Origin of the sequence: Xanthomonas sp. WHRI 10207 (assembly GCF_040202975.1) — a bacterium.
Taxonomy (GTDB): Bacteria; Pseudomonadota; Gammaproteobacteria; order Xanthomonadales; family Xanthomonadaceae; genus Xanthomonas.
In genome coordinates this window covers 307241-328481 of record NZ_JBEGDX010000002.1, presented here as the reverse complement: position 1 = coordinate 328481, position 21241 = coordinate 307241, and the positions used below count along the sequence as shown (strand labels likewise).

17 protein-coding genes and 1 other RNA gene are annotated in these 21241 nt (G+C 64.7%); 7 read left to right on the top strand and 11 right to left on the bottom strand.

The window, feature by feature from the left end:
* Positions 1 to 46 precede the first annotated feature (46 nt).
* On the top strand, positions 47 to 553 hold the full coding sequence (locus tag ABQU90_RS07025; RefSeq protein ID WP_161961654.1) for a (R)-mandelonitrile lyase: 507 nt from the start codon (positions 47 to 49) through the stop codon (positions 551 to 553).
* Between the two features lie 144 nt (positions 554 to 697).
* Here ABQU90_RS07025 and ABQU90_RS07020 read toward each other — a convergent pair whose 3' ends face one another.
* Positions 698 to 1609, bottom strand: coding sequence for an AraC family transcriptional regulator (locus ABQU90_RS07020; protein WP_323521251.1), 912 nt, complete (start codon positions 1607 to 1609; stop codon positions 698 to 700).
* A 210-nt stretch (positions 1610 to 1819) separates the two neighbouring features.
* On the opposite strand from ABQU90_RS07020, the gene ABQU90_RS07015 reads away from it, so the two are divergent.
* On the top strand, positions 1820 to 2023 hold the full coding sequence (locus ABQU90_RS07015) for a hypothetical protein (RefSeq protein ID WP_323515712.1): 204 nt from the start codon (positions 1820 to 1822) through the stop codon (positions 2021 to 2023).
* Positions 2024 to 2265: 242 nt separating this feature from the next.
* Here the strand turns inward: ABQU90_RS07015 and ABQU90_RS07010 are convergent, their stop codons facing one another.
* Complete coding sequence (locus ABQU90_RS07010; RefSeq protein WP_323521250.1) at positions 2266 to 3186, bottom strand: LysR family transcriptional regulator; 921 nt, start codon at positions 3184 to 3186, stop codon at positions 2266 to 2268.
* 98 nt (positions 3187 to 3284) lie between these two features.
* Here ABQU90_RS07010 and ABQU90_RS07005 point away from each other — a divergent pair, with 98 nt between their 5' ends.
* Positions 3285 to 4493, top strand: coding sequence for an MFS transporter (locus ABQU90_RS07005; protein ID WP_323521249.1), 1209 nt, complete (start codon positions 3285 to 3287; stop codon positions 4491 to 4493).
* 155 nt (positions 4494 to 4648) lie between these two features.
* The gene (locus ABQU90_RS07000) at positions 4649 to 5680 is read left to right on the top strand and encodes an aldo/keto reductase (protein WP_323521248.1); all 1032 of its coding nucleotides are present in this window, start codon (positions 4649 to 4651) and stop codon (positions 5678 to 5680) included.
* A gap of 69 nt (positions 5681 to 5749) precedes the next feature.
* Here ABQU90_RS07000 and ABQU90_RS06995 read toward each other — a convergent pair whose 3' ends face one another.
* From ABQU90_RS06995 to ABQU90_RS06975, 5 genes are all read right to left on the bottom strand, one after another.
* Positions 5750 to 6334 carry a hypothetical protein gene (locus ABQU90_RS06995; RefSeq protein WP_323521247.1) on the bottom strand — a complete coding sequence of 195 codons (585 nt, stop codon included), beginning with the start codon at positions 6332 to 6334 and terminating at the stop codon, positions 5750 to 5752.
* A 1-nt stretch (position 6335) separates the two neighbouring features.
* Positions 6336 to 8159 (bottom strand): S8 family serine peptidase, encoded by a 1824-nt coding sequence (locus tag ABQU90_RS06990; protein WP_407078768.1) that lies wholly within the window; start codon positions 8157 to 8159, stop codon positions 6336 to 6338.
* 96 nt (positions 8160 to 8255) lie between these two features.
* On the bottom strand, positions 8256 to 8867 hold the full coding sequence (locus ABQU90_RS06985; RefSeq protein WP_323521246.1) for a hypothetical protein: 612 nt from the start codon (positions 8865 to 8867) through the stop codon (positions 8256 to 8258).
* 1 nt (position 8868) lies between these two features.
* On the bottom strand, positions 8869 to 10629 hold the full coding sequence (locus ABQU90_RS06980) for a S8 family serine peptidase (protein ID WP_407078767.1): 1761 nt from the start codon (positions 10627 to 10629) through the stop codon (positions 8869 to 8871).
* A gap of 922 nt (positions 10630 to 11551) precedes the next feature.
* Entirely contained in the window at positions 11552 to 13930 is a 2379-nt protein-coding gene (locus tag ABQU90_RS06975; RefSeq protein WP_323521244.1) for a TonB-dependent receptor, read from the bottom strand.
* A 289-nt stretch (positions 13931 to 14219) separates the two neighbouring features.
* On the opposite strand from ABQU90_RS06975, the gene ABQU90_RS06970 reads away from it, so the two are divergent.
* A non-coding RNA gene (locus ABQU90_RS06970) (sX9 sRNA) lies at positions 14220 to 14294 on the top strand.
* Between the two features lie 102 nt (positions 14295 to 14396).
* Here ABQU90_RS06970 and ABQU90_RS06965 read toward each other — a convergent pair.
* The 3 genes from ABQU90_RS06965 to ABQU90_RS06955 all read right to left on the bottom strand — a co-directional run bounded on the left by ABQU90_RS06965 (position 14397) and on the right by ABQU90_RS06955 (position 18555).
* A complete protein-coding gene (locus ABQU90_RS06965; protein WP_323521243.1) occupies positions 14397 to 15626 on the bottom strand; it encodes an MFS transporter in 1230 nt (409 codons plus the stop codon).
* The gene (locus tag ABQU90_RS06960; protein ID WP_311240151.1) at positions 15623 to 16045 is read right to left on the bottom strand and encodes a MarR family winged helix-turn-helix transcriptional regulator; all 423 of its coding nucleotides are present in this window, start codon (positions 16043 to 16045) and stop codon (positions 15623 to 15625) included. The genes ABQU90_RS06965 and ABQU90_RS06960 overlap by 4 nt, the downstream gene beginning before the upstream one ends.
* 443 nt (positions 16046 to 16488) lie before the next feature.
* Positions 16489 to 18555: a TonB-dependent receptor gene (locus ABQU90_RS06955; RefSeq protein ID WP_323521242.1), complete on the bottom strand. Its 2067-nt coding sequence runs from the start codon at positions 18553 to 18555 to the stop codon at positions 16489 to 16491.
* Between the two features lie 159 nt (positions 18556 to 18714).
* Here ABQU90_RS06955 and ABQU90_RS06950 point away from each other — a divergent pair, with 159 nt between their 5' ends.
* Positions 18715 to 19131: a MerC domain-containing protein gene (locus ABQU90_RS06950; RefSeq protein WP_115529109.1), complete on the top strand. Its 417-nt coding sequence runs from the start codon at positions 18715 to 18717 to the stop codon at positions 19129 to 19131.
* 279 nt (positions 19132 to 19410) lie between these two features.
* On the top strand, positions 19411 to 19593 hold the full coding sequence (locus tag ABQU90_RS06945) for a 30S ribosomal protein THX (RefSeq protein ID WP_055849858.1): 183 nt from the start codon (positions 19411 to 19413) through the stop codon (positions 19591 to 19593).
* 266 nt (positions 19594 to 19859) lie between these two features.
* On the opposite strand, the gene ABQU90_RS06940 is transcribed toward ABQU90_RS06945, so the two are convergent.
* Entirely contained in the window at positions 19860 to 21197 is a 1338-nt protein-coding gene (locus ABQU90_RS06940) for a chloride channel protein (RefSeq protein WP_115554194.1), read from the bottom strand.
* Positions 21198 to 21241 lie beyond the last annotated feature (44 nt).

Here is a 21241-nt window from a genome sequence, read left to right as displayed (position 1 = left end):
GGCAAGCGACCGCTACGTTGTTTCACTATGTTCAAGGAGTACTGCAATGAATCTGTTCGCAACTGCAATGTCGTTGTCGATGATGGCCGCTACCACCGCTCCGGGTGGTGAGGGGCAGGGTGGCGAGGAGCATGCGGGGCAGACGCAGGCACCGATCAAGGTAAGCCGTGCCGGCGGCGCGGCGTCGGCCGTGGGCCCGGCCGATTACTTCACCGGCAAGGTGCGTATCGATGCGCCGTTTCAGGCCGATGCGCCGGCACGCGTGGGCGGCGCCACGGTGACCTTCGAGCCGGGCGCGCGCACTGCGTGGCATACCCATCCGCTGGGTCAGACGCTCATCGTCACCGCCGGTGCGGGGCGGGTGCAGGAATGGGGCAAGCCGGCGCAGGAGATCCGCCCCGGCGACATCGTGTGGATTCCGCCGGGCGTCAAGCATTGGCACGGCGCAAACGCGACGGTGGCGATGTCGCACATTGCCATCGCAGAATCGGTGGATGGTTCGCCAGTGACCTGGCTCGAGCAGGTGACAGAGGCGCAGTACAAGGCCGATTGAGTAAGTAATCACGCTGCTGTGCTGGGTCTACCGTTTTCGACGGCACCTATCTATTGCGTCAGCATCGCTGCGTGGGCGGCGCAGATGTCGCGCACAGCGCGATGTCTGCGTGCAGAAGGCTGCAGCGAGGTCAGTCCAGCAGTCTCACGCCGCTTCGGTCGCGTCGGGCGTGCTTGCGCGTAAGCGTTGTGCATCGCGCGCGGGCGGCTCGCCGAGAATGCGTGCGTAGTCGCGGCTGAATTGCGATGCGCTTTCATAGCCGACCCGAAACCCCGCGTCGGCAGCGGTGAGCGCGTCGGCCACCATCAGCCGGCGCGCCTCGTGCACGCGCAGATGCGAGCGGTACTCCAGCGGTGTCATCGAGGTCACCGTCTTGAAGTGTGCATGGAAGGTGGAGCGACTCATCGCCGACAGATCGGCGATCTGTTCGATGCTGAAACGCTGTGCGTAGTGCTCGCGCAACCACACGATGGCCTTGGAAATCTGGTTGAGGCGGCTATCGGCAATGGCCATCTGGCGCACTACCGCATTGGCGGGGTCTGCCATCAGGCGATACAGCAGTTCGCGTGTCACCAGCGGTGCCAGCGCGGCGATCTCTTGCGGTCGGTCGAGCAGGCCTGCCAGCCGCACCGCGGTGTCGTACAGCTGTGGTGTGCTGCGGTTGAGCAATAGACCTGCGCTTGCGGTATCGCGTTGCGGCTCGGCGAGTTCCGCATGGTGGATCGCCAGCTCGCTGAGCACGGCAGTGTCCAGGTCCAGGCAGAAGCACAGGTACGGATGCGTGGCGCTGGCCTCGATCACCGAACCGACGATGGGCAGATCGACCGACGCCACCAGGTACATCTGCGGATGATAGTGATAGGCCTGCGCGCCCAGCATCGCGCGCTTGCGGCCCTGCGCCACCAGGCAAAGCATCGGCGTGTAGACGGTGGGGATGGCGTCGGTGGCGACGGCGCTGCGCATCACATGCAGCCCGGCGATCGGCGTGGCGTGCATGCCGTCGGCCGGCGCGTGGCGCAGCAGGATGTCGGTCAGGTCGGCGGTGGCGGATGGCATGCGGAACGCTCGTGCGCTGGCGCTGTGCGGCACAGCCGCGGTAGCGCGATCCTACAAGGGACGCCGTGGTGCGCCCATCAATGGCAGACTCGACAATGCCGCGGATCCTTGCGCGTGGCGGTGAGGCCGCAGCCATCAAGCCGCTGCCGCTGATCGATCACTCACGCACATTCCGTATTCTTGCGACCTGTCTCCGGTGCCCCGATCGTCATGCCTGCAAAACCCCGATCCCTAGCTGCTCCCTCCACCCCTGCCGACTGGAAGGCGATCGAGCAGGCGGCGACCGCCGAGCTTGCCAGGCGCACGCAGCTGGCGCACCAGCAGATCATCGGCCTCTTGCGCACGCACGGACATCTACTCAGCGACGCCCAGCGCCGCGCGCTTGGCAAACGCCTGCAGCGCAGCGGGAAATAAGGCGTTCGCACCGCCGGCACCCTGGCCGCGTTGCGCACACAGTTGGCCTGAGTCTGCAGACGGAAAACGTAGCGTGCGGCATGCGCGTAACACTCCGTAGCGCCCCAACGCCACGCCGCTGCGCGGCGTCGCGGCCAAGGGGCAGAGGCCGCGCTGCGGCGGGGCGCTGGACCAGACCTCGGCGATCATCGCCGCGCTGAACGACGACGCACACGATCTTTAGCGGGCCGTCATGCCGGCTCTCATTCTCCCGACGATGATTCCCACGGCGGCGTCTGGCCGAAGTGTTCGAGCAAGAACTCCACAAACGCACGCACCCGCGGCGGCTGCAGCTGGCGTGCGGGCATCACGGCGCTGATCTGCGAGGTGGGAGGCGGATAGTCGGTCATCACTTCGACCAGGCGGCCGGCGCGCAGGTCGTCGGCGATATGCCAGTAGGAATAGATCCCGATGCCTTGCCCGGCGAGCACCGCATCGCGCACCAGTTCGCCGAAGTTGCTCTCGAAGCGGCTCTGCATGCGCACCCGTACCTCGCCGCCTTCCGGTGTCTGCAGGGTCCACAGGTCCTGGCGGCCAGTGCGGCCCATCAGCAGTACGCCTGGATGCTGCATCAATTCTTCGGGAGTGCGCGGTGTGCCGTGCCGCTGCAGATACGCGGGCGAGGCGGCGAGCGTGCGGCGGTTGTCGGCGATGCGCCTGGCCACCAGGCCGGAGTCGTCCAGCGCGCCGATGCGAATGGCCAGGTCGAAGCCCTGCTGGATCAGGTCCACCAAATCGTCGCTCAGATGCGCGCTGATGCGCAGGCGCGGGTGGCGGGCCTGGAAGGCGGGCAGCAGCGGGGAGATGTACTGACGCCCGAACGAGGCCGACAGCGTGACCCGCAAGGTACCGCCGACATCGTGGGCGCTCTCGCGCAGGTCGTCGGCCAGCGCTTCCAGGTCGTCCACCAGCACCCGGCCGCGCGCCGCCAGTTGCTGCCCTTCCGGTGTGGGATGCAGGCGGCGGGTGGTCCGGTGCAGCAGGCGCACGCCGAGGTCGCGTTCCAGCCGCTTCAGGCGCTGGCTGGCGACCGCCACCGACAGGTCCAGGGTGTTGGCGGCGGCGGTGATCGAGCCCAGGTCCAGCACGCGCAGGAACAGCGCGATATCACCGAGACGGTCCATGCATTGTCAACGTGGCATTGAAAGTGAATCAGCATAACAAGGCTTCTTGAAGAGGATCGCGCGGCGCAGGCTGTGCGCAGTTCTCCAGGGTTTCTGTCATGTCTTCTGCTGTTGCGTCCCGTCTACCGCCAGCCCTGCTGGCGTTGACCATCGGTGCCTTTGGCATCGGAACAACCGAATTCGTCATCATGGGCCTGTTGCAGCAGGTCGCCACCGACCTGGACGTTTCGCTCACCGCGGCCGGCCTGTTGATCAGCGGCTATGCGCTGGGCGTGAGCATCGGCGCGCCGGTGCTCACGTTGCTCAGCGCTCGCTGGCCGCGCAAGGCCGTGCTGGTGAGCCTGATGGTCGTCTTCACCCTCGGCAATCTCGCCTGTGCCCTGGCGCCGGATTACGCCAGCCTGATGGTCGCGCGGGTGCTGACCTCGCTGGCGCATGGCACGTTCTTCGGCGTCGGCGCGGTGGTGGCCACCTCTCTGGTGCCGCCCGAGCGGCGTGCCTCGGCCATCTCGTTGATGTTTGCCGGCCTCACCGTGGCCACCCTGCTGGGCGTGCCGGCCGGTGCATGGCTGGGCCTGCAACTGGGCTGGCGGGCCACCTTCTGGGCGGTGACGGTGATCGGGGTGCTGGCCACGGCTGCGGTGGCGCTGTGGGTGCCGGCCGCCGCAGGTGCGGCCGCGCCGGTGTCATGGCGACAGGAAGTGGCGGTGTTGCGGCGCGGGCAGGTGTTGCTGGCGCTGGCGATGACGGTGCTGGGCTATGCCGGCGTGTTCGCGGTGTTCACCTACATCCAGCCGCTGCTGGTGCAGGTGACCGGGTTCGCGCAGGCGGCGGTGTCGCCGGTCTTGCTGGTCTTCGGTGTCGGCATGATCGTGGGCAATCTGCTGGGCGGGCGCCTTGCCGACCGGCGCGCCACTGCCGCGTTGCTGGGCACATTGGCCACGCTGGTGGCGGTGCTCGCTACGATGGGTCTGGCCCTGCACAACAAGACCGCGATGGTGGTGGTTGTCGGGCTGCTGGGCGTGGCCGCCTTCGCCACCGTGGCGCCGCTGCAATTGCGTGTGCTCGAACATGCACGCGGTGCCGGCCAGAACCTGGCCTCCAGTCTCAATATCGCCGCATTCAACCTGGGCAATGCCCTGGGCGCCTGGCTGGGCGGTGTGGCGATCGCTACGCACGCCGGCCTGGTCGCTACCCCGTGGGTCGCCGCGCTGTTGAGCGCCGTTGGCCTGGTCATCGCGTTGTGGAGCGTGCAGCTGCAACGCCGTCGCACCGCTGCGCCGGACGCATGCGCGCAGGTGGGTTGATTCGATTCTTCAGGCGTAGCGCGCAGACCGCGTAACCGCAGACGTGCGCGATAGGTGCGTGTGATCGGTGAGCAGAGCGTCGTGCCTGGCACCGCGTGGTGTCGGATCGACCGGCCCTGCGCGCGGGTTTTCTTTCGGTTCCAAGGAGCATTGCAATGGACACACGTTTTCTCGGCCGTTCCGGCTTCAAGGTGCCGGTGCTCGGTCTGGGCACCGGTACCTTCGGCGGCAAGGGGCCGCTGTTTTCTGCGTGGGGCGATACCGATGTGGCACAGGCGCGGCGCATGATCGATCTGTGCCTTGAGGCGGGCCTGAACCTGTTCGACACCGCTGATGTGTATTCCGACGGCGCCTCTGAAGAGATTCTTGGCCAGGCGCTGCAGGGCCGCCGCGATCAGGTGATTGTCTCGACCAAGACTGGTTTGCGCCTGGGCGATGGGCCCAACGATGCCGGTGCATCGCGCTTCCGTTTGCTGCGTGCGGTGGATGCGTCGCTGCGCCGTTTGCGCACCGACTACATCGACCTGCTGCAACTGCATGCATTCGATGCGATGACGCCGGTGGAAGAAACCCTCTCCACGCTCGATGAGTTGGTGCGCGTAGGCAAGGTGCGTTATCTGGGCGCCTCCAATTACGCCGGTTGGCAGCTGATGAAATCGTTGGCCGTGGCCGACGCTCAGGGCTGGAGCCGCTTCGTTGCCAACCAGACCTATTACTCGCTGGCCGGGCGCGACTACGAATGGGAGTTGATGCCGCTCGGCATCGACCAGGGCATCGGCGCAGTGGTGTGGAGCCCGCTTGGCTGGGGCCGGCTGACCGGCAAGCTGCGTCGCGGCCAACCGCTGCCGGACAACAGCCGCCTGCATGTCACCGCCACCGCCGGCCCGGCGATCGACGATGCACGGCTGTTCGATATCGTCGATGTGCTCGACGGCATTGCCGCAGACACCGGCCGCAGCGTGCCGCAGATCGCCATCAACTGGCTGCTGCAACGGCCCACCGTGAGCACGGTGCTGATCGGTGCGCGCGACGAAGCACAGCTGCGGCAGAACCTGGGAGCGGTGGGTTGGCAACTCACGCCCGAGCAGCGCACGCGCCTGGATGCGGTGAGTGCGGTGGAGCCGCCGTATCCGTATTACCCGTACTGGCGTGGCCACTTTGCCGAACGCAACCCGCTGCAGGTGTAACGCGGGCTGCGCCATCGCGCGACGCTGCCGCCCGCTGGCGACAGCGTGGCGTGCATTACCGTGGCCGCATCACAACGGCCGTGCCGCGCGCGGAATCACCTCAGGCTTGATCGCGCCCACGCCCTTGCTGCCCTGCAATTGTGCGCAGTTGTCCAATGCAGCTGCTACCGAGTCGTAGCCGATCATCGCGCTGCCATCGATGGCCGAGGCATAGATCACCTTGCCGCCCGTGCGCGTTGCCAAGGCACGCGCGATGGCAGGCGTGGTGTCGAACAACTTGATCGAAGCGCCCAGCAATGCCAGCTGGCCGCTCCGCGTTTCCAGCGCTGCTGCGATGGTTGCCGGTTGTTGTGCATCTGCGGTGCGTGCGTGACCCGTGCTGTCGAGATAGATCGCGTAGCGATCGAAGCGTGCAACTGGCGCATCCGCGCTGGTTTGCGCGCTCTGCAGCGGCTGCGTGCTTGCAGTGGCGCGCGCCGCGTCGGCAACCCGCACCACCGCGCCAGGAATCAAGCGAAAACTGGCATGGCCCACCACAATGGTTTGCCCGGTCGCCGCAGCGCGCAGGCGTGCACGCTCGTTCACTTGTGCCGACGCGGGCGCGCAAATGCTGGCTGCAACAAGACCGAGTAGGGCAATCAGAGCTGTCTTCATGTCAGTGGCCCACCACGCGCATTTCGAATTCCTTCAATTGTTGCTTGCCGTTGTCGGCGAGCATGTCGGCCACCTCCAGGGTCCAGCGCCCGGCAGAGGGCTCGTCCAGGAAGGCATTGCTTGAGGTCAGGAACACCACCACGCCTTCGTCGCTCTTGTCGAGCGTGGAAAATGGCGTCATCACGGTGCTGCGGGTGCCGCTGGGCGACACCAGCACCACGCGCAGGTTGCGCGGGTCCTTATGCGTGCCCAGGAAGTACAGCTGCACGCCTTCCACCTTGAAGGATTGACTGATGTCGATCGCCAGTTTTGCAGGTGAGCCGGCACCGCCGATGGTGCTGCTTTTGCCGTCGTAGGCCATCCACTCGGTGTCTTTCATCGCCGGCAGCGAGGTGAAATGCACGGCGCGTTCCACTGCCGCGGCCGCATCCACCAGGCCGAATCCATACCAGTTGCTGAAACGGTGGCCGGCCGCATTGGTGATCCAGCCAGGCTCGATCACACTGCCGTTGTAGAGCACCTTGGGTTGTTGTGGATCGACCTGCACTGCGGTGGTCGCCAGGAGGTACTTGACGTCGCGCAGCGTCAGTTGCGGGTTGGCGCTCAGCATCAAGGCGGCAACGCCTGCGACGGTGGGTGCGGAGGCCGAGGTGCCGTTCATGCGTGCGGTGTAATTGCACGATGCATCGATCTTGGACTTGCTGGTATCCAAGGCATTCTGCATCGCGCGTGTGCGGTCGCGATTGTTGCCGGCGCTGCAGCCGCTCAAATCGGTAGTGACGATCGCAGGCGAGAAGAATGGCTGCGGACCCTGCGCATTGACGATGCCATAGAGCTCCTTGAAGGTCTCCGGATGCGGGTCGAAGCGACGCTGAAAGCCATACTCGCCAGAGAGCCCGGACACCCACAATGCAGACCCGGGAGAGGAGTAACTGGCACGCACGCCGTTGGCATTGACTGCACCGACCACGATCATGGTCGTCAGGCTGTTGATGTTGTCGATGTTGGCAATGCTGCAGGCAACGCCAAGCTGCCGGGTCTGGTCGCTGCAACGATCGAACAGTTTGCCCTGTGCATCCGTATCGATCAGCGTATTGAACGAGTTGCCCGACGATTTGACGTAGATGCCGCCTTTGCCGCCGCGCTGGGCCCGCATCAGCTTCTCCAGGGAGCGTTGTTCGTCTAGGTCGCTGTATTGATAGACCGCGGCCGAGACCCCGAAGCTGTTGTTGAAGACATCCATGACCTGCGCTTCGGGCCCGTCGCCCCAGGAGTAGCGGTTGTTGACGTACTGGGTACTGCCATCAGTGGTGTCACCGGCGTTGAAGCCGGCCAGCTTGGCTTCCGGAGCAACGCCGCGCCCGCCGATGCCGTTCCAACCCCGCGCAGCGATGATGCCTGCCACTGCGGTGCCGTGATCGCCATCGATGTCATCCGCACGCGGCGTAGGGTCGTTGGAACCGTTCAAGAAATTGTGCGAACCGTTGGGCAGGATGTTGTCGACCAGGTCCGGGTGCGCAATCTCCAGGCCGTTATCGATCACCGCCACGTTGACGCCCGCACCGCGGATGCCCTGCGCGTGCAGGATCTCCACGTCCAGGTCCACGCCGGGCAGCGGGCGTCCATCGCCGAACACCGGCTGGCCTTGATTGAGTAGATGCCATTGGTAGCGGAACAGCGGGTCGTCGCCTTGCATTTTCGGCCTGGCCGCTGCCTGTGCGGCGTTCTGCGCGACGACCTCATCTGCAGTGGCAGCACCGCTGCACAGGCACAGTGCCAGCAGCAGCGCAGACGGCAGCGCACAGCGCCGCGAAGAAAGAATCATCATGACGTCTCATCAGTAAAGGGGAACTGCGGAGATGGCGCCGGTGACAGCACGCCTGTGAGAAGGGGCGCAGGTGTCTGCCTGCGCCCTGGAAACTCACATCGGTTGCATGATCGCCTGCGTCACTACCAGCGATGCCTGCGCAATACCGCGACTGGCCTGCAGCTGGGTCGCTGCGCGTTGTGCCTGCTCGATCGAGGCATAGGCGATCACCGCATCACCATTCACCTGGGAGGCGTAGACGATGTTGCCGCCGGTCCCTCTGGCCGCCGTGGTCGCTGTGGCAGGTGTGGTGCCGGTCAGCTTCACCTGCGGCCTGACCAGCACCACCCGGTCGGTCCGCTCGTTCACTGCGGCGGCGAGCGTGTGCGTGGACGAGCCGGGTTGATTGCGCGCCGCGCCGGCAGGTGGATCAAGCACCACCAGGAAGCTGCCGATGCGTGCGATCACCTTGCTGCCCGGCGGCGGCGCGGCAGATCCCGCAGGCGCAACGCTGCCAGGCCCCACTCTCCGCTTGGCACCGACAGCGGATGTCTTCTGCTCGATGACCGTGGCAGTCAACATGCGGAACGTGTCGGTTCCGGAGCGGAAGCGTGTACCGGTAGCCGCCGCCAGCAGGGCCTGTGGATCGGTCGATTGCGCTGCATGCGCAACGCCGCTTGCAACGCTGCAGCCCATCAACAAGGAAACAATAAGCGCGATCTTCATGTCAGTGCCCCACGATGCGAAGGTTGAAGGACTTGAGCGCGGCGGTCTTGGTGGGTTCGCTCATGTCGGTGACTTCCAGTGTCCAGGTGCCGAGCGAGGACTCGTCCAGAAACGCATTGCTGGAGGTGAGGTCGATGTAGAAGCCGGTCTTGGCATAGGCCGCAGGGTCCAGGACCGAGAACGGCGTGGCCACCACGCTGCGGGTGCCGCTGGGCGAGATGAGCACCACGCGCAGATTGCTCGGCGTCAGATGCGCAGACCGCAACGACAACTGCACTGCTTCGATCTTCATCGCCTGGGTGATGCGGATGCGCAGCGTGCCCGGCCGTGCCGGCCCGCCGATTTGGCTGGGCGGATTGGTGGACGCGACCCATTGCGTATCGCGCATGGGTGGCAGTGGCGTGAAGTAGCTCGCCTTGTAGACGGCTGCCGCGCCATCGGCCAAGCCGAACCCGTACCAATTGCTGAAGCGGTGTCCGGCGGCATTGGTGATCCAGCCCGGGTCGATCACGCTGCCCTGGTAGACCGCACGCGGCTGCCAGGGGTCGATCTGGCGTGCAGTGGTGGCCAGGATGTACTTGACATCGCGTGCGCTCAGTCTGGGGTTGGCACTCAATATCAGCGCCGCGACGCCGGAAACGGTAGGAGCCGCTGCGGAAGTACCGTTCATGATGGCGTTGTAGTTGCACGATCCCTCGATCTTGGAGGCACTGGTGTCCAAGGCATTGATGGGTGTGAGGCCGTCGAAGTTGGAACCTGCAGAGCAACCGCTCAGGTCGGTGGTGACAATCGCCGGGTCGTAAATAGTCCGAAGGTCGATGTCTGGAGCGAACTTGCGCTGATATCCGTATTCGCCGCCAATTCCGGAGATCCAGAGCGCTGAGCCGGGCGTGGAGTACGACGAACGCACTCCCTTCGCGTTAACGCTGCCGACCACGATGGTGCCAACCAGACTGTTGATCGCCTCGATGTTGTTCAGCGTACAACCGACATTCAATGCGCGTGTCGTGTCAGGGCACAGATCGATGGTATTGCCTTCCGCATCGTCGATCAGGAAATCTTGGAAGTTGTTGCCTGACGACTTGACGTAGATGCCGCCAAGACCGCTGCGGGTCGAGCGCATCAATGTTTCCCAGGAGCGTTGCTCTGCCCGAGTAAAATCGAGGTAGAACGATGCATTCGTTCCCCAGCTGTTGTTGAATACATCGATATTGCGCCCCTCCGGTCCCTCACCCCATGCGTAAAGGACGGCTGCGTAGTTTCTGGACGAATCGCGTGCCAGGAAGTCGAATCCTGCCAGCAGCACGTCCGGCGCCACCCCGCGCCCGCCGCGGCCGTTCCAGCCGACCGCGCCGATGATGCCGGCCACGGAGGTACCGTGGCCGCTACCCGGATCGATCGGCGTGGGGTCGTGCGAGCCGTCGCCAAAGTTGTAGGACCCGTTGGGCAGAATGTTTTCGGACATGTCTTCATGCGCCAATTCCAGTCCGTCATCCACCACACCGACGCGTACGCCACGGCCGCGGATGTTCAGCGAATGCAGGATGTCCACATCCATATCGACGCCGGGCACCGGGCGGCTGTCGGCGATCACGGCCTGTCCCTGATTGGAAATGTGCCATTGGTAGCGCAGCAGTGGATCGTTGCCCTTGGAGCTGGCAGTGGTGGTGGCAGTGGAGCTGGCAGTGATGGTGGCCGCGGTCACTGGCGTATCGGCCAGTGCGGGGAGTGACGCGCCTGTGATCAGTAAGGCACCGATCAACAGCGCGAGAGGGCGCCTGCGATAAGAGTTCATTCCGTTTTAGTCCAGTCAAGGGTAGGCACGATCGACGCGACACAATTCCCCTCCGGCCGATCAGACAATCGGCCAGTGCAACGGCTTCAACAGATTCGGGCGGTGCCTATCGAGCCCGAATCAGAAGCATCAGGGGACGTCTAAGTGAATCCACGCGGCAGCGGCCGCGGCGAGCAAAACCGATCAGGCAGCGCCGAACAGATGCGCCTGGCATTGCCAGCACGCAGTCAGGGTCAGGTGGGATCGGATGAGACGTGCAGGAGAACAACGCGAAGAAGCAGCAACAGAGTCCATGTCCATGTATCCCGAAAGAGCCAGTGAAACGCATCGATCCGAAACGCTGGATGGATGCGACCGGGTCATCAGTCGGCTCCCCTGAGCGCGTCCGCGCAGCCGACGCTGGCAATGCGAATGCAGTGGCAGCGATTCGATTAAAGAGGGCCCATCCCGCGCTCGCAAGCTGAGCGCCAGAAGACAGTCGCGTGACTGGTTGCGCAATTTATGCCAGGCATGCGTATTCACGCGCGCAAAGCGAAGTTTTCGGCCGCGGAATTGGCCGCAATAGTGTGAAATGTATTGCGTGCCCATAGGCACAACGCATCGCGATGCGTGGGTCCGCTTCGCATCCGGGTCGGCGCACTGCGCAGATTGCGACGTTCATGCGCATCTGTCGCAGTGATGCGATGCCATACGATTCAGGACTGAGATGCTTTATGAGGGCGCGCGGCCAACGGCGCCTGGGCCGACATCCATGTCACCCGCATCGTTCAATGCAGCGTAGGGACGTGCCGGCCCGGTGACAGCATGGGCTGTCGCAATAGAAAAGGCGTCGATCCCGCGCGTGGCCCGGGATCGACGCCTTGATGCCGCGATGTCTTGAACCTGTCAGCTACCAGCGATACGCCACCGACATCTGGTACTGCCGCCCGGCAATCGGCCGGCCCATGAACACACCGCCGGTCGCCGCACCCGGCACGCGCACGTTGCCTTCGGTGAGCCCCAGCGTATCGGTAACGTTGCTGCCGCTGGCGGTCACTTCCCAATGCTCGCCCACATGCAGATTGGCGCCGATATCGACCATGTCGTAGGAGGGCAGGCGTTGGCTGTTGGCCAGGTCGGCAAAGCGATCGCCGATGTAGGAGTACGTGGCAAATACCTTCAGATCGCCGAACGGCAGCATCCAGTAATAACTCGGCGTGAGCCGGAACTGCCGCTTGGGTTGGCGCATTACCTGGTTGCCGGTGAACTCGCGATAGTTGCGGTATTTCGCATCCAGCCATACCCCGGTGCCGGCCAGCTCAAAGCCGCCGAACGGGCGGATCGCGCCTTCCACCTCCAGGCCGCGCGCGCGCGAATCGCCAACGGCGGTGAAGTTATCGCCATTGGCCAGGAATGCCTGGAACGGCGAATTCTTGAACGTGTTGTAGAACCCGGTGAGATACAGGTCGTAGGCGCTGGTACCGGACTTGAGGCCAAGCTCGTACTGGTCCACTTCCTGGACGCGGTTCTGACCATCGCGCAGGTTATCGAAGCCGGGAAACTTCACACCCGAGTTGACGCGTGCGAACAGGCTGTTGCTGTCATTGAGTTTGAAGTTCAAGCCGGCCGTCCACGAGAACGCCTCGTCGTCCTGATCGATGCGGCGTGTGGTCGCCAAGGCCAGCGAGGTGGCGTTGTCGTACAAGGTGGCGGGGTTGCCATCCAGGTCCACCGTGCTGGTGTCGTGCACATTGCCGGTCACGCTCTGGCGCTCGTAGCGTGCGCCCAGGTCCAATCGCAGCCGGTCGTTGAGTTCCCACTCGTCGGCCACGAAGGCGGCGATGTTTTCGCCGTCGTAGTTGGCGCGCAGATTCAAGAACGCGGTGCTGGTGAAGCCCTGACGCGTGGCCTGGCGTCCATCGTCCAATGCCACGTCGATGCGACGTGCGTTGTTCTGTGCGGTGAGCAACATGGTGTTGCCCAGGTACCAGGTATCGGCCGAGGAATACTTGGCGTAGTACGCGCCCACGGTCAAGGTATTGCCGGTAAACAGCTCGCGGCTCAAGCGCAGATCGTTGGTAAAGGAATTCAGGCGCTTGTCCACCGACCACCAGCCGGCTTCGAGCACCTGTTGATTCGGGTCCACTGCGCCGCCGCCATTGGTATAGGTCGCGCTACCGCTGCTGCCATAGCCGGCAATGAAATCGCTCAACCGCAGCGGCGCATCGCCGGTGAACAATGCATAGGTCGGCGCGCTGCCGCTCATCACGTTGAAGCGGTCGGCAATGGTCCAGTCGCCGATTTCCCAGTTCAGTTCGCCGCCGAATACATCGATGTTGACGCCGCGCCCATCGGCCAGGTCGCGTTGCACGGTCTCACCGTTCGGCCCGACCAGCAGATCCACGTTGCGGAAATCGCGACCGAGCAAGGTGCCGGTCTGCGCATTCAAGCCGGGGAAGCTGGACAGGTCGTTGCCGTTATTGCGCGAGAGCAGCGGAATGGCGGTATAGAAGGCATTGTTGTCGTCGGTATGCCGCGCATAGAACGACAGCTCGCCGCTGTCCCAGCGCTTGCTCAAGGTGGCGCTGAACTGGCCACCCTTGTCTGCAGAAAACTGCGGGTCGCGCACGCCATCGGTTTCGCGAAAGAAGCCGCCCACGCTGTAGTACCAGCCGTTGCCCATCGGCCCGCTGTTGAACACATCGATGCGGCGCAAATCATTGTTGCCGCCGGTCAGGCGCACGCTGCCCTCCGGCTCGTCCTGGCCTTTTTTCTGGATGAAATTGACCGTCAGCCCGGGCTGGCCGTTGGAAAAGATCGGGCTGGAGCCGCCACGCAGCACTTCCATGCGCTCGACGGTGTCGTCGACGCGGAACAGCGTGGAGTTCTCCAGAAACGACAGCGTCGGCGGTGGAAACAGCGGTGAGCCATCCAACTGCATGGTCACAAACGGCGCGTCGCCTTCGGAGGGCATGCCACGCACGAAGATGTTGGCACCGGTGCCGCCGCCGCTGGGCTCGGCCCACACGCCCGGCACGATCTTCAACAGGTCGGCAGTGCTCTGCGGCACCGCTTGCTGGATCTGTTCGGGGCTGGCGGTGGTGATCGAAAAGCTGGCATCGCGCTTGGCCAATCCCTTGAAGCGCGCGGTACCGCTGACGATCACCGCATCCAGCGTGGTGGCGTCCTGCTTGGTTGTCTCTTGCGGTGCGGTCTGCGCGTGCGCCATCGGCGCAAGCAAGGTGGCGATGGTCAGCGATAACGCGTAGCTGGGCATGGATGAAGTCATGATGATTTCCTTCTGTCGCAGCAACCGGTAGATCCCGTCGCAGTGGACGGCGTGCTGCCTGAAAAAGTGACTTGCCGCACAGGAATGCATCGATGGTGCAACAAGCCTGCACAGCGCGTGTTGCTGTTCTAACGGAGTCGCGCATAAAAGCTGTTGTGCGCCGCGTCAACGCATGCAGCGATCGACGTGTGCGTGATGCGCGAGCGTACGCATGGATTGAGCGGCTGTAGGGCAGCTCGGGAAACGGGTGTGCAGCTGCCAGGCGGACGCAGCTGATGCTCGCTGCGGCGTGTGCCACGCATACATCCTGATTCCTCCGCGTCGCCGCACCAAACTGACGACGGCTCGCTACGTTTTGGTAGCGGTTCTTGGCGCGCATGTTGACTCGAACGCATGCAGTGGCAACCACGTGCGATCGCTGCTGCGCGCAGCGTGGCGAAGATGATTGCGTTGTTCTACGCGCGTCTTATGTCGCGGCAACAGTGCGCAGCGGCGCCGCTTCGCGAATCGGCAGGTTGATCAGCGCGGCGGCAACCGCAAGCACCATGTCGCCGTACCACATCCAGCTGTAGTCGCCGCTGTGTTCCAGCACCACTCCGCCCAGCCAGGCGCCGAAGAAACCGCCGAGCTGGTGCGAGAGCAAGGTCAGGCCGAACAGTGTGCCCATATAGCGCGGGCCGAACAGCTTGCCGATTAATCCCGCAGTCGGTGGCACCGTGGCCAGCCAGGTGAAGCCTAGCGCCGCAGCGAACAGGTAGAACGTCAGCGGTGTGGGCGGTGCGAGCAGGTACACGCCGATCAGCACCGCGCGGCTGGCATACATCGCGCATAGCAACCACTTCATGCGCACGCGTTCGCCCAGCTTGCCGGCGACCAGACTGCCGGCCACATTGAACAGGCCGATCAGCGCGATCGACACTGCCGACACGCTGGCCGGCAACCCGCACAGCGCTACCTCGCCGGGCAGATGCGTGACCAGGAAGGCGATATGCACCCCGCAGGTGAAAAAGCCCAGATGCAGGCACCAATAACTGCGGTCGCGTGCCGCCAGCCGCAGTTGCGCGCGCAGGCCGATGTCATCGGCGGCACGCACAGATGCGCTGCCCGCTGCGGATGGCACGCGGCGTAGCGGCCAGGCCAGCGGCAAGGTCAGCAGCGACACCAGTGCCAAGCCGAGCATCGCCTTGGCCCAGCCGGCCGCGCCGATCATCACCTGCACCAACGGGGCGAAGACGAACTGGCCCAGCGAGCCGCCGGCATTGATCAATCCGGCCGCAAACGAACGCCGTTCCGGCGCGATGCGACTCGCGGTGGCGCCGATCAATACTGAAAAACTGCCGGCGCCGGCACCGGCTGCCGCCAGCACACCCAGCGACACGATCAAGCCCCATTCGCTGGCCAGCCACGGCGTCAGCGCCAATCCCAACGACAGCAACACGCCGCCGAATAGCAGCACCGGCAGCGGGCCGCGCTGATCGGCGATTGCACCGAACACCGGCTGCACCGCGCCCCAGACCAATTGCCCGATCGCCAGTGCGAAGCTGATCGAGGCGATACCGATGCCGGTCTGCCGATGGATCGGCTCGACGAACAGCCCGGTGGTCTGGCGCGCGCCCATGGTCAGCATCAGCATCGCCGAGGCGGTGAGCAGCAGGCCCCATTGCGCACTGGCGCGCGCTGTCGCCGGCGCGCTCATGCGGCGGTATCCAGCACGGCGTCCAGGCGGTCCAGCGTGGCATGCAGCTGCGCGGTGGGCGCTGCACCGAACAGCGTCTCGATGCGCTGCTGTGCGGCAAGCCAGTGCGGTTGTGCGCGCCGCAGCAATCCACGGCCGCTGCGGCTCAGGATCAGCCACGTTTGCCGGGCATCCTCGCCGCGCTGAGTGGTGATCCATCCAGCAGCAAGCAAGGGCTTGAGATTGCGGGTGAGGGTGGTGCGGTCCATGCCCAAGGCCTGTGCCAGTGTGCCCAGCGACTGCGCCGTATTGAGCCGGCGCAGTATCGAATACGCGTTGAGGCTCAGCCCTACCGGTGCCAGCGCATGGTCGTACAGCTGCGACATCCGACGCGCCGCCCGGCGCAAATGAAAGCAGGTGCAGTTGGAAGTGCTGGACATGAGCGCGCTCCGCAGGATGCGCGCATATTGCGTGTATATGCACTTATCTACAAGTGGCCAGCCGTGCTGCAGCTTCCCAAGCAACCGCGCCTTTTCATAAATGCCGTAGTCCCCCAACCAACCAACCACGTAGGAGCGCACCCGGGCGCGACCACGCATGGGTTATCGCGCAGTAGAGCGTGACCTGCCGCATGAAGCCCGCGGGCGAGATTCACCGGTGTTGCGAAACAGCCAGCGCTGTTACACAGGGACTACCGCTGTGCAATGAAGGCTGCACAACGCGTCCGCGTTGTCCCTGTGCCGGTCCGTCCGTGCGATTCGGGTTGCGACAAGCACTACATCCCAAGCGCGGCAATCCGATCGGCGACTCATCGAAAACCCCAAACAAAAAAGGCCGCCCGAAGGCGGCCTCGCTTCTACTCAGCGGGGGAGAGAGACCGCTGTCAGAAGAACATCCGCACGCCGAACGAGGCGCTGCGGCCAGGCAACATCACATCGTCCTTGAGGAAGGAGGTGTGCACGCGTGCGTCCTGATTGGTCAGGTTGTTGCCGTCCAGAAACACTTCCCACGCATTGCTGCCGCGGTCCACGTGATACGCCAGATGCGCATCCACGAAGGTGTAGCCATCGGTCGGGGTTTCGTTCACCGCCACCTTGTCCTGCTTCATGGTGCGGGTGGCGCCAATCGAGGCGCGCCATGCGTCGGCATTCCAGCGCATCTGCGCACCGAAGCGGCCCGGCGCGATGCGCGGCAGATTGTCGCCGTCCTTCAGGCGTGCACGCACGGTATCGCCGAACACGCGCAGGTCCCACGCGCCGGTGTCGTTGTTGGCCAGGTGGAACGTCGCTTCGCCTTCGAAGCCGTGGAAGATCGCATCGGCTTGCGTCCACTGGCGGATCGGCAGGAAGTCGTTGTCTTCTGCATTGAACCACTGATTGCCGGTGTCGACGATGTAGACGAAGTCGTTGTAGCGGTTGTAGTACGCCGCCACCTTGGCATCCACCCATTCGTTCTGGAAGTTGAGCCCCAGCTCGGCCTGGTTGGCCTTTTCGGTCTTCAGATTCGCATCGCCGATCTCGAAAGCGAGCGTGGCGATATGCGGGCCGTTGGCGAACAGTTCTTCTTCGGCCGGTGCGCGCTCGGCGTGATCCAGGTTGGCGGTCAGGCGCCACTGCTCGTTGAAGCGGAAACCGCCGCTGGCCGAGAAGCTGCTTGGGGTGAAATCGCGGTCCACGCCGATGTCGGTCTGGTACTTGACCTTGTCCACGCGCGCACCGACTTCAGCGGTGACACGCTCCCAGCTATTGCGCGCCACGGCGAATGCGCCGAGCGAACGGGTATCGGTCTTGGGGACGAAGGATTCTTCGCCCACCGCCTGGAAGGTGGTATCGCTGCCTTGCAGGCCGAACGCGGTCTGCCAGCCGCCACCAAAGGTGAACGAGGCTTCCACGCGTCCTTCGTTGGCGCGCTTGGTGAACACGGTGCCGACTTCGGTGCCTTCGAACTCGGTGTGTGCGTAGTCGGTATGGCCGAAGCTGTAACGCAGCGCGCTGCCTTCGCCCCACGGATCGGTCAACCCGCCCTTGAGGTCGTAGCGGTCCTGCTGCAGCTTCAACGACACGCCACGCTCGCCGAGGGACGGGTCGCCCGGCTCACCGGGGTTGCCATAGTTGTCGCGGAAGCGCGAGGCCGACAGGCCGACAAAGCCCCAATCGCCGGAGAGCGAGGCGCCGATCGAGCCCACCTTGGAGTCGATCCAGCTATTGCGCTGGCGGCCTTGCGGGGTGTCGTAATCGTTCTGGTTGCGGTACACGCCATCGGCGTGGATCGACAGGCCGCTGCCGTTGCCGGCATCGACACGGAACATGTCGGTGTTGCCGTCCTTGTCGCCGCCATCGAAGCGCACTTCGGCGCGGCCGCTGAAGCCGTCCACCGGGGTTTCGGCAATGCGGCCATCGACCACGTTGACCACGCCGCCGATCGCGCCGGAGCCATACAGCAGCGTGGACGGTCCCTTCAACACTTCGATCTGGTTGGCCAGAAACGGCTCGATGGCCGGCGAATGGTCCTGGCTGACGGTGGACACGTCCTGGGTGGACAGGCCATCGCGCAGCACCGCCACGCGCGGGCCGTCCAGGCCGCGAATGATCGGCCGGCCGACGCCGGGACCGAAGTTGGAGCTCTGCACGCCCGGCAGGCTGGCCACGGTCTCGCCCAGGCTCGAACTGCGCACCTCATCCAGGCGCTCGCCGGCCAGCACCTCGACCGGGCGGCTCAGCTCGCCGGCCGCATCGCGCAGCGGGCTGGCGGTGACAACCACCTTGTCCAGGTCCTTGATGTGCCGGCCGCTGGAATGGGTGGCGTCATGTCGGGTGTCCGATGTCGGCGGCGTCTGCGGGTCGGCAACGTCCGGTGCGTCTTCGGCCATGGCCAGGGCAGGAGTCAACAGACTGGTCAGTGCAAGTGATAGAGCGGAGCGGCGCAGCGAAGGGATGAGCGTGGGGGCCATGTGGATCGGACTCTCTAATTGTTACTATATATCAATAGGATGGCGCAGTTTGCCTGCTGCGCCGACGGCAAGACCTGCTCTGCGCGATGCAGTGGTGCGGGCCTGGAACAAGGAAGATGTTATATTATTCCACGTCGCCGCGAGCACCTGCTGGAAGTCATGCCTCTGCCCACACTTCGCCATCTGCTAGACCGCTTCGGTGCGACCGGGTCGCTGCTGTGCGCCGTGCACTGCGCGGTGCTGCCGCTGGTGCTGGCCCTGGCGCCGTCGCTCGGGTTGTCGTTCTGGCTGGGCGACGGCGTCGAACTGGCGATCGTGATGTTCGTGACCTTGCTGGGTCTTTTCAGCCTGGTCCTGGGGTATCGCCGCCACAAGGCGCTGCATGCGCTGGCGCTGCTGCTGCCTGGCCTGGCGCTGCTTTGGGTGGGTCTGTTGTACGACCCGCTGCACCATTCGGTGGTGCCACACGCAGTGGTGATGACGCTGGGCGGCGCCTTGGTCGGCATTGCCCATCTGGTCAATCTGCGGCTGAATCACGGTCATGCGCATGTCCATGATGCGAGCTGTGCGCACTGATATGCGCTGACTCGCGACTGCGCGATGGTTGCAGTCGGTGGTGAGGACGATCGTTTTGACGCTGTTGCCAGGCCGCTGCCGGGAGGTGACAGCCAGGCGCCTGCCGATGGTGTATCCGCTTCACGACCGGCTGGCTCACAGGCCTGCAGGCCGTCCGGGCTGCGCGGCCCCGGGCCGACGTGATAGGCTTATCGGCCTTGCGCGAGGGCACCGCCGGTGCAAACCTCGCCAAACCCGTGCCAGCACGGGAATTTGTATTCACATTCAGGAGTCGACGAAATGGGTAAGGGTGACCGTAAGACCGCCAAGGGCAAGCGCTACAACGCCAGCTACGGCAATTCGCGTTCGCACGCGGTGAGCAAGGTTGTCGTGGGTGCAGCTTCCCCGGTTGCCAAGAAGGGCGTGGTCAAGGCGCCGGCCAAGAAGGCTGTTGCCAAGAAGACCGTCGCCAAGGCCAGCTGACCCCAGCCCGCTTTGCGATCTGAAAACGCGGCGCTTGCGCCGCGTTTTTTTATGTCCGATGTCAGCGCAAAACGCTGATCGAATGCTTGCCAACGTGCCCGTGCTGATGCGGGCCTGAGCGGTGGCTGCGGTAGCGCTTCACCAGCGTCGGCATCCGTTGCGATGACGCGCAACGCATCCGAGCAGTGGCTCGCGCCATGTCATCAATCGGCGCCGTTCTTGATGCAGTCCGATAAAGCGCTGCGCGCATCGATAACGCCGCGTCGCTAATGCGCTGTGTCCGCAGCCGGTGCTGGGTTCTTCGCCGCTGGCGTCAGCAACTGCTCGGCCAGGCCGCGATAGATCGGCGTCTTGCACACCAGCCCGGACACCGCGCGTGCAATCAACACGGTAGCCAGGATTGGCAGCAGCATCTGGCTGGTGTCGGTGAGCTCCAGCGAAATCACTGCCGAGGTCAGCGGTGCCTGCGTGACGCCGGTCAGGTAGGCGCACATGCCCAGCAGCACGAAAGTACGCGGGTCCACGCTCGGCATCAGCACCGACAGGTTGTGGCCGATGCCGGCACCGACGGCGAGGGCGGGTGAGAACAGGCCGCCCGGGATGCCGGCCAGGTATGAGACCAGGTTGGCGATGAGCTTCATCAAGCCGAACTCATGGCCGACCACGGCATGCCCCTGCACCAGGCTGCGGGCCTGCTCGTAACCGGTGCCGAAGGCGCCTTGCCCGAACACCAGTGCCAGCCCGACCAGCGCCACGCCGCATAACGCGGCCAGCAGCACCGGGTGCCGCTGGCGCAGCGCGCCCAGCCAGCGCGGTTTGCCGCTGACGCTGGCCAGCACCAGCCGCGCGAAGATCCCGCCGAGCAGCCCGGCCACGCTGCCGCACAGCGCGATCGCCAGCCATGCCTGGCCCAGCGGCAAGGCCACCGCCACCTTGCCGAAGTAGGTGTAGTTGCCCAGCAACCCCAGCGACACCACGCCGCCGACGATCACCGCAGTGAGCAAGGTGCCGGAGAAGCGGTGCTCGAAGCGCCCGCTCAATTCTTCGATCGCAAAGACCACGCCGGCGAGCGGCGTATTGAAGGCTGCGGCAATACCGGCCGCGCCGCCGGCAAGCAGAAAATGCGAGAGCTCGCGCGGATCGTGAAAGCCGAACCAGCGCCCGAACACGTGCATCAGGCTGGCGCCGACATGCACAGTGGGGCCTTCGCGTCCGACCGATGCGCCGCCGAGCAGCGACAGCGTGGTCAACGCAAGTTTGCCCAGCGACACACGCAGCGACAGATTGGTATCGCGAAATGCTGGGTCCGGATGCTCCAGCGCGGCGATGACCTGCGGAATGCCGCTGCCGCGGGTGGGGCGCATCGCCCCGGAGGTGAGCCAGGCGAGCAGGGCGAAGATGCCCGGCGTCAGCAGCAGCGCCCACCAGATCGAATGCGCGGTGATGCGTTGAAACAACTGGAAGGCGGCATCGCTGGCCTTGGCGAACACGATGGACACCAGGGCTACCGCAATGGCGCCACCCCAGAGTGCAGCGCGACGACGCCAGCCTTCGCTGGATAACAGCGGCCGCAAGCGGCGCGGCGAGGGATCAGAAGCAGACATCGCCCTATTGTCGCATCCGCTCGCCGCCGCGGATGTGCGCAGTG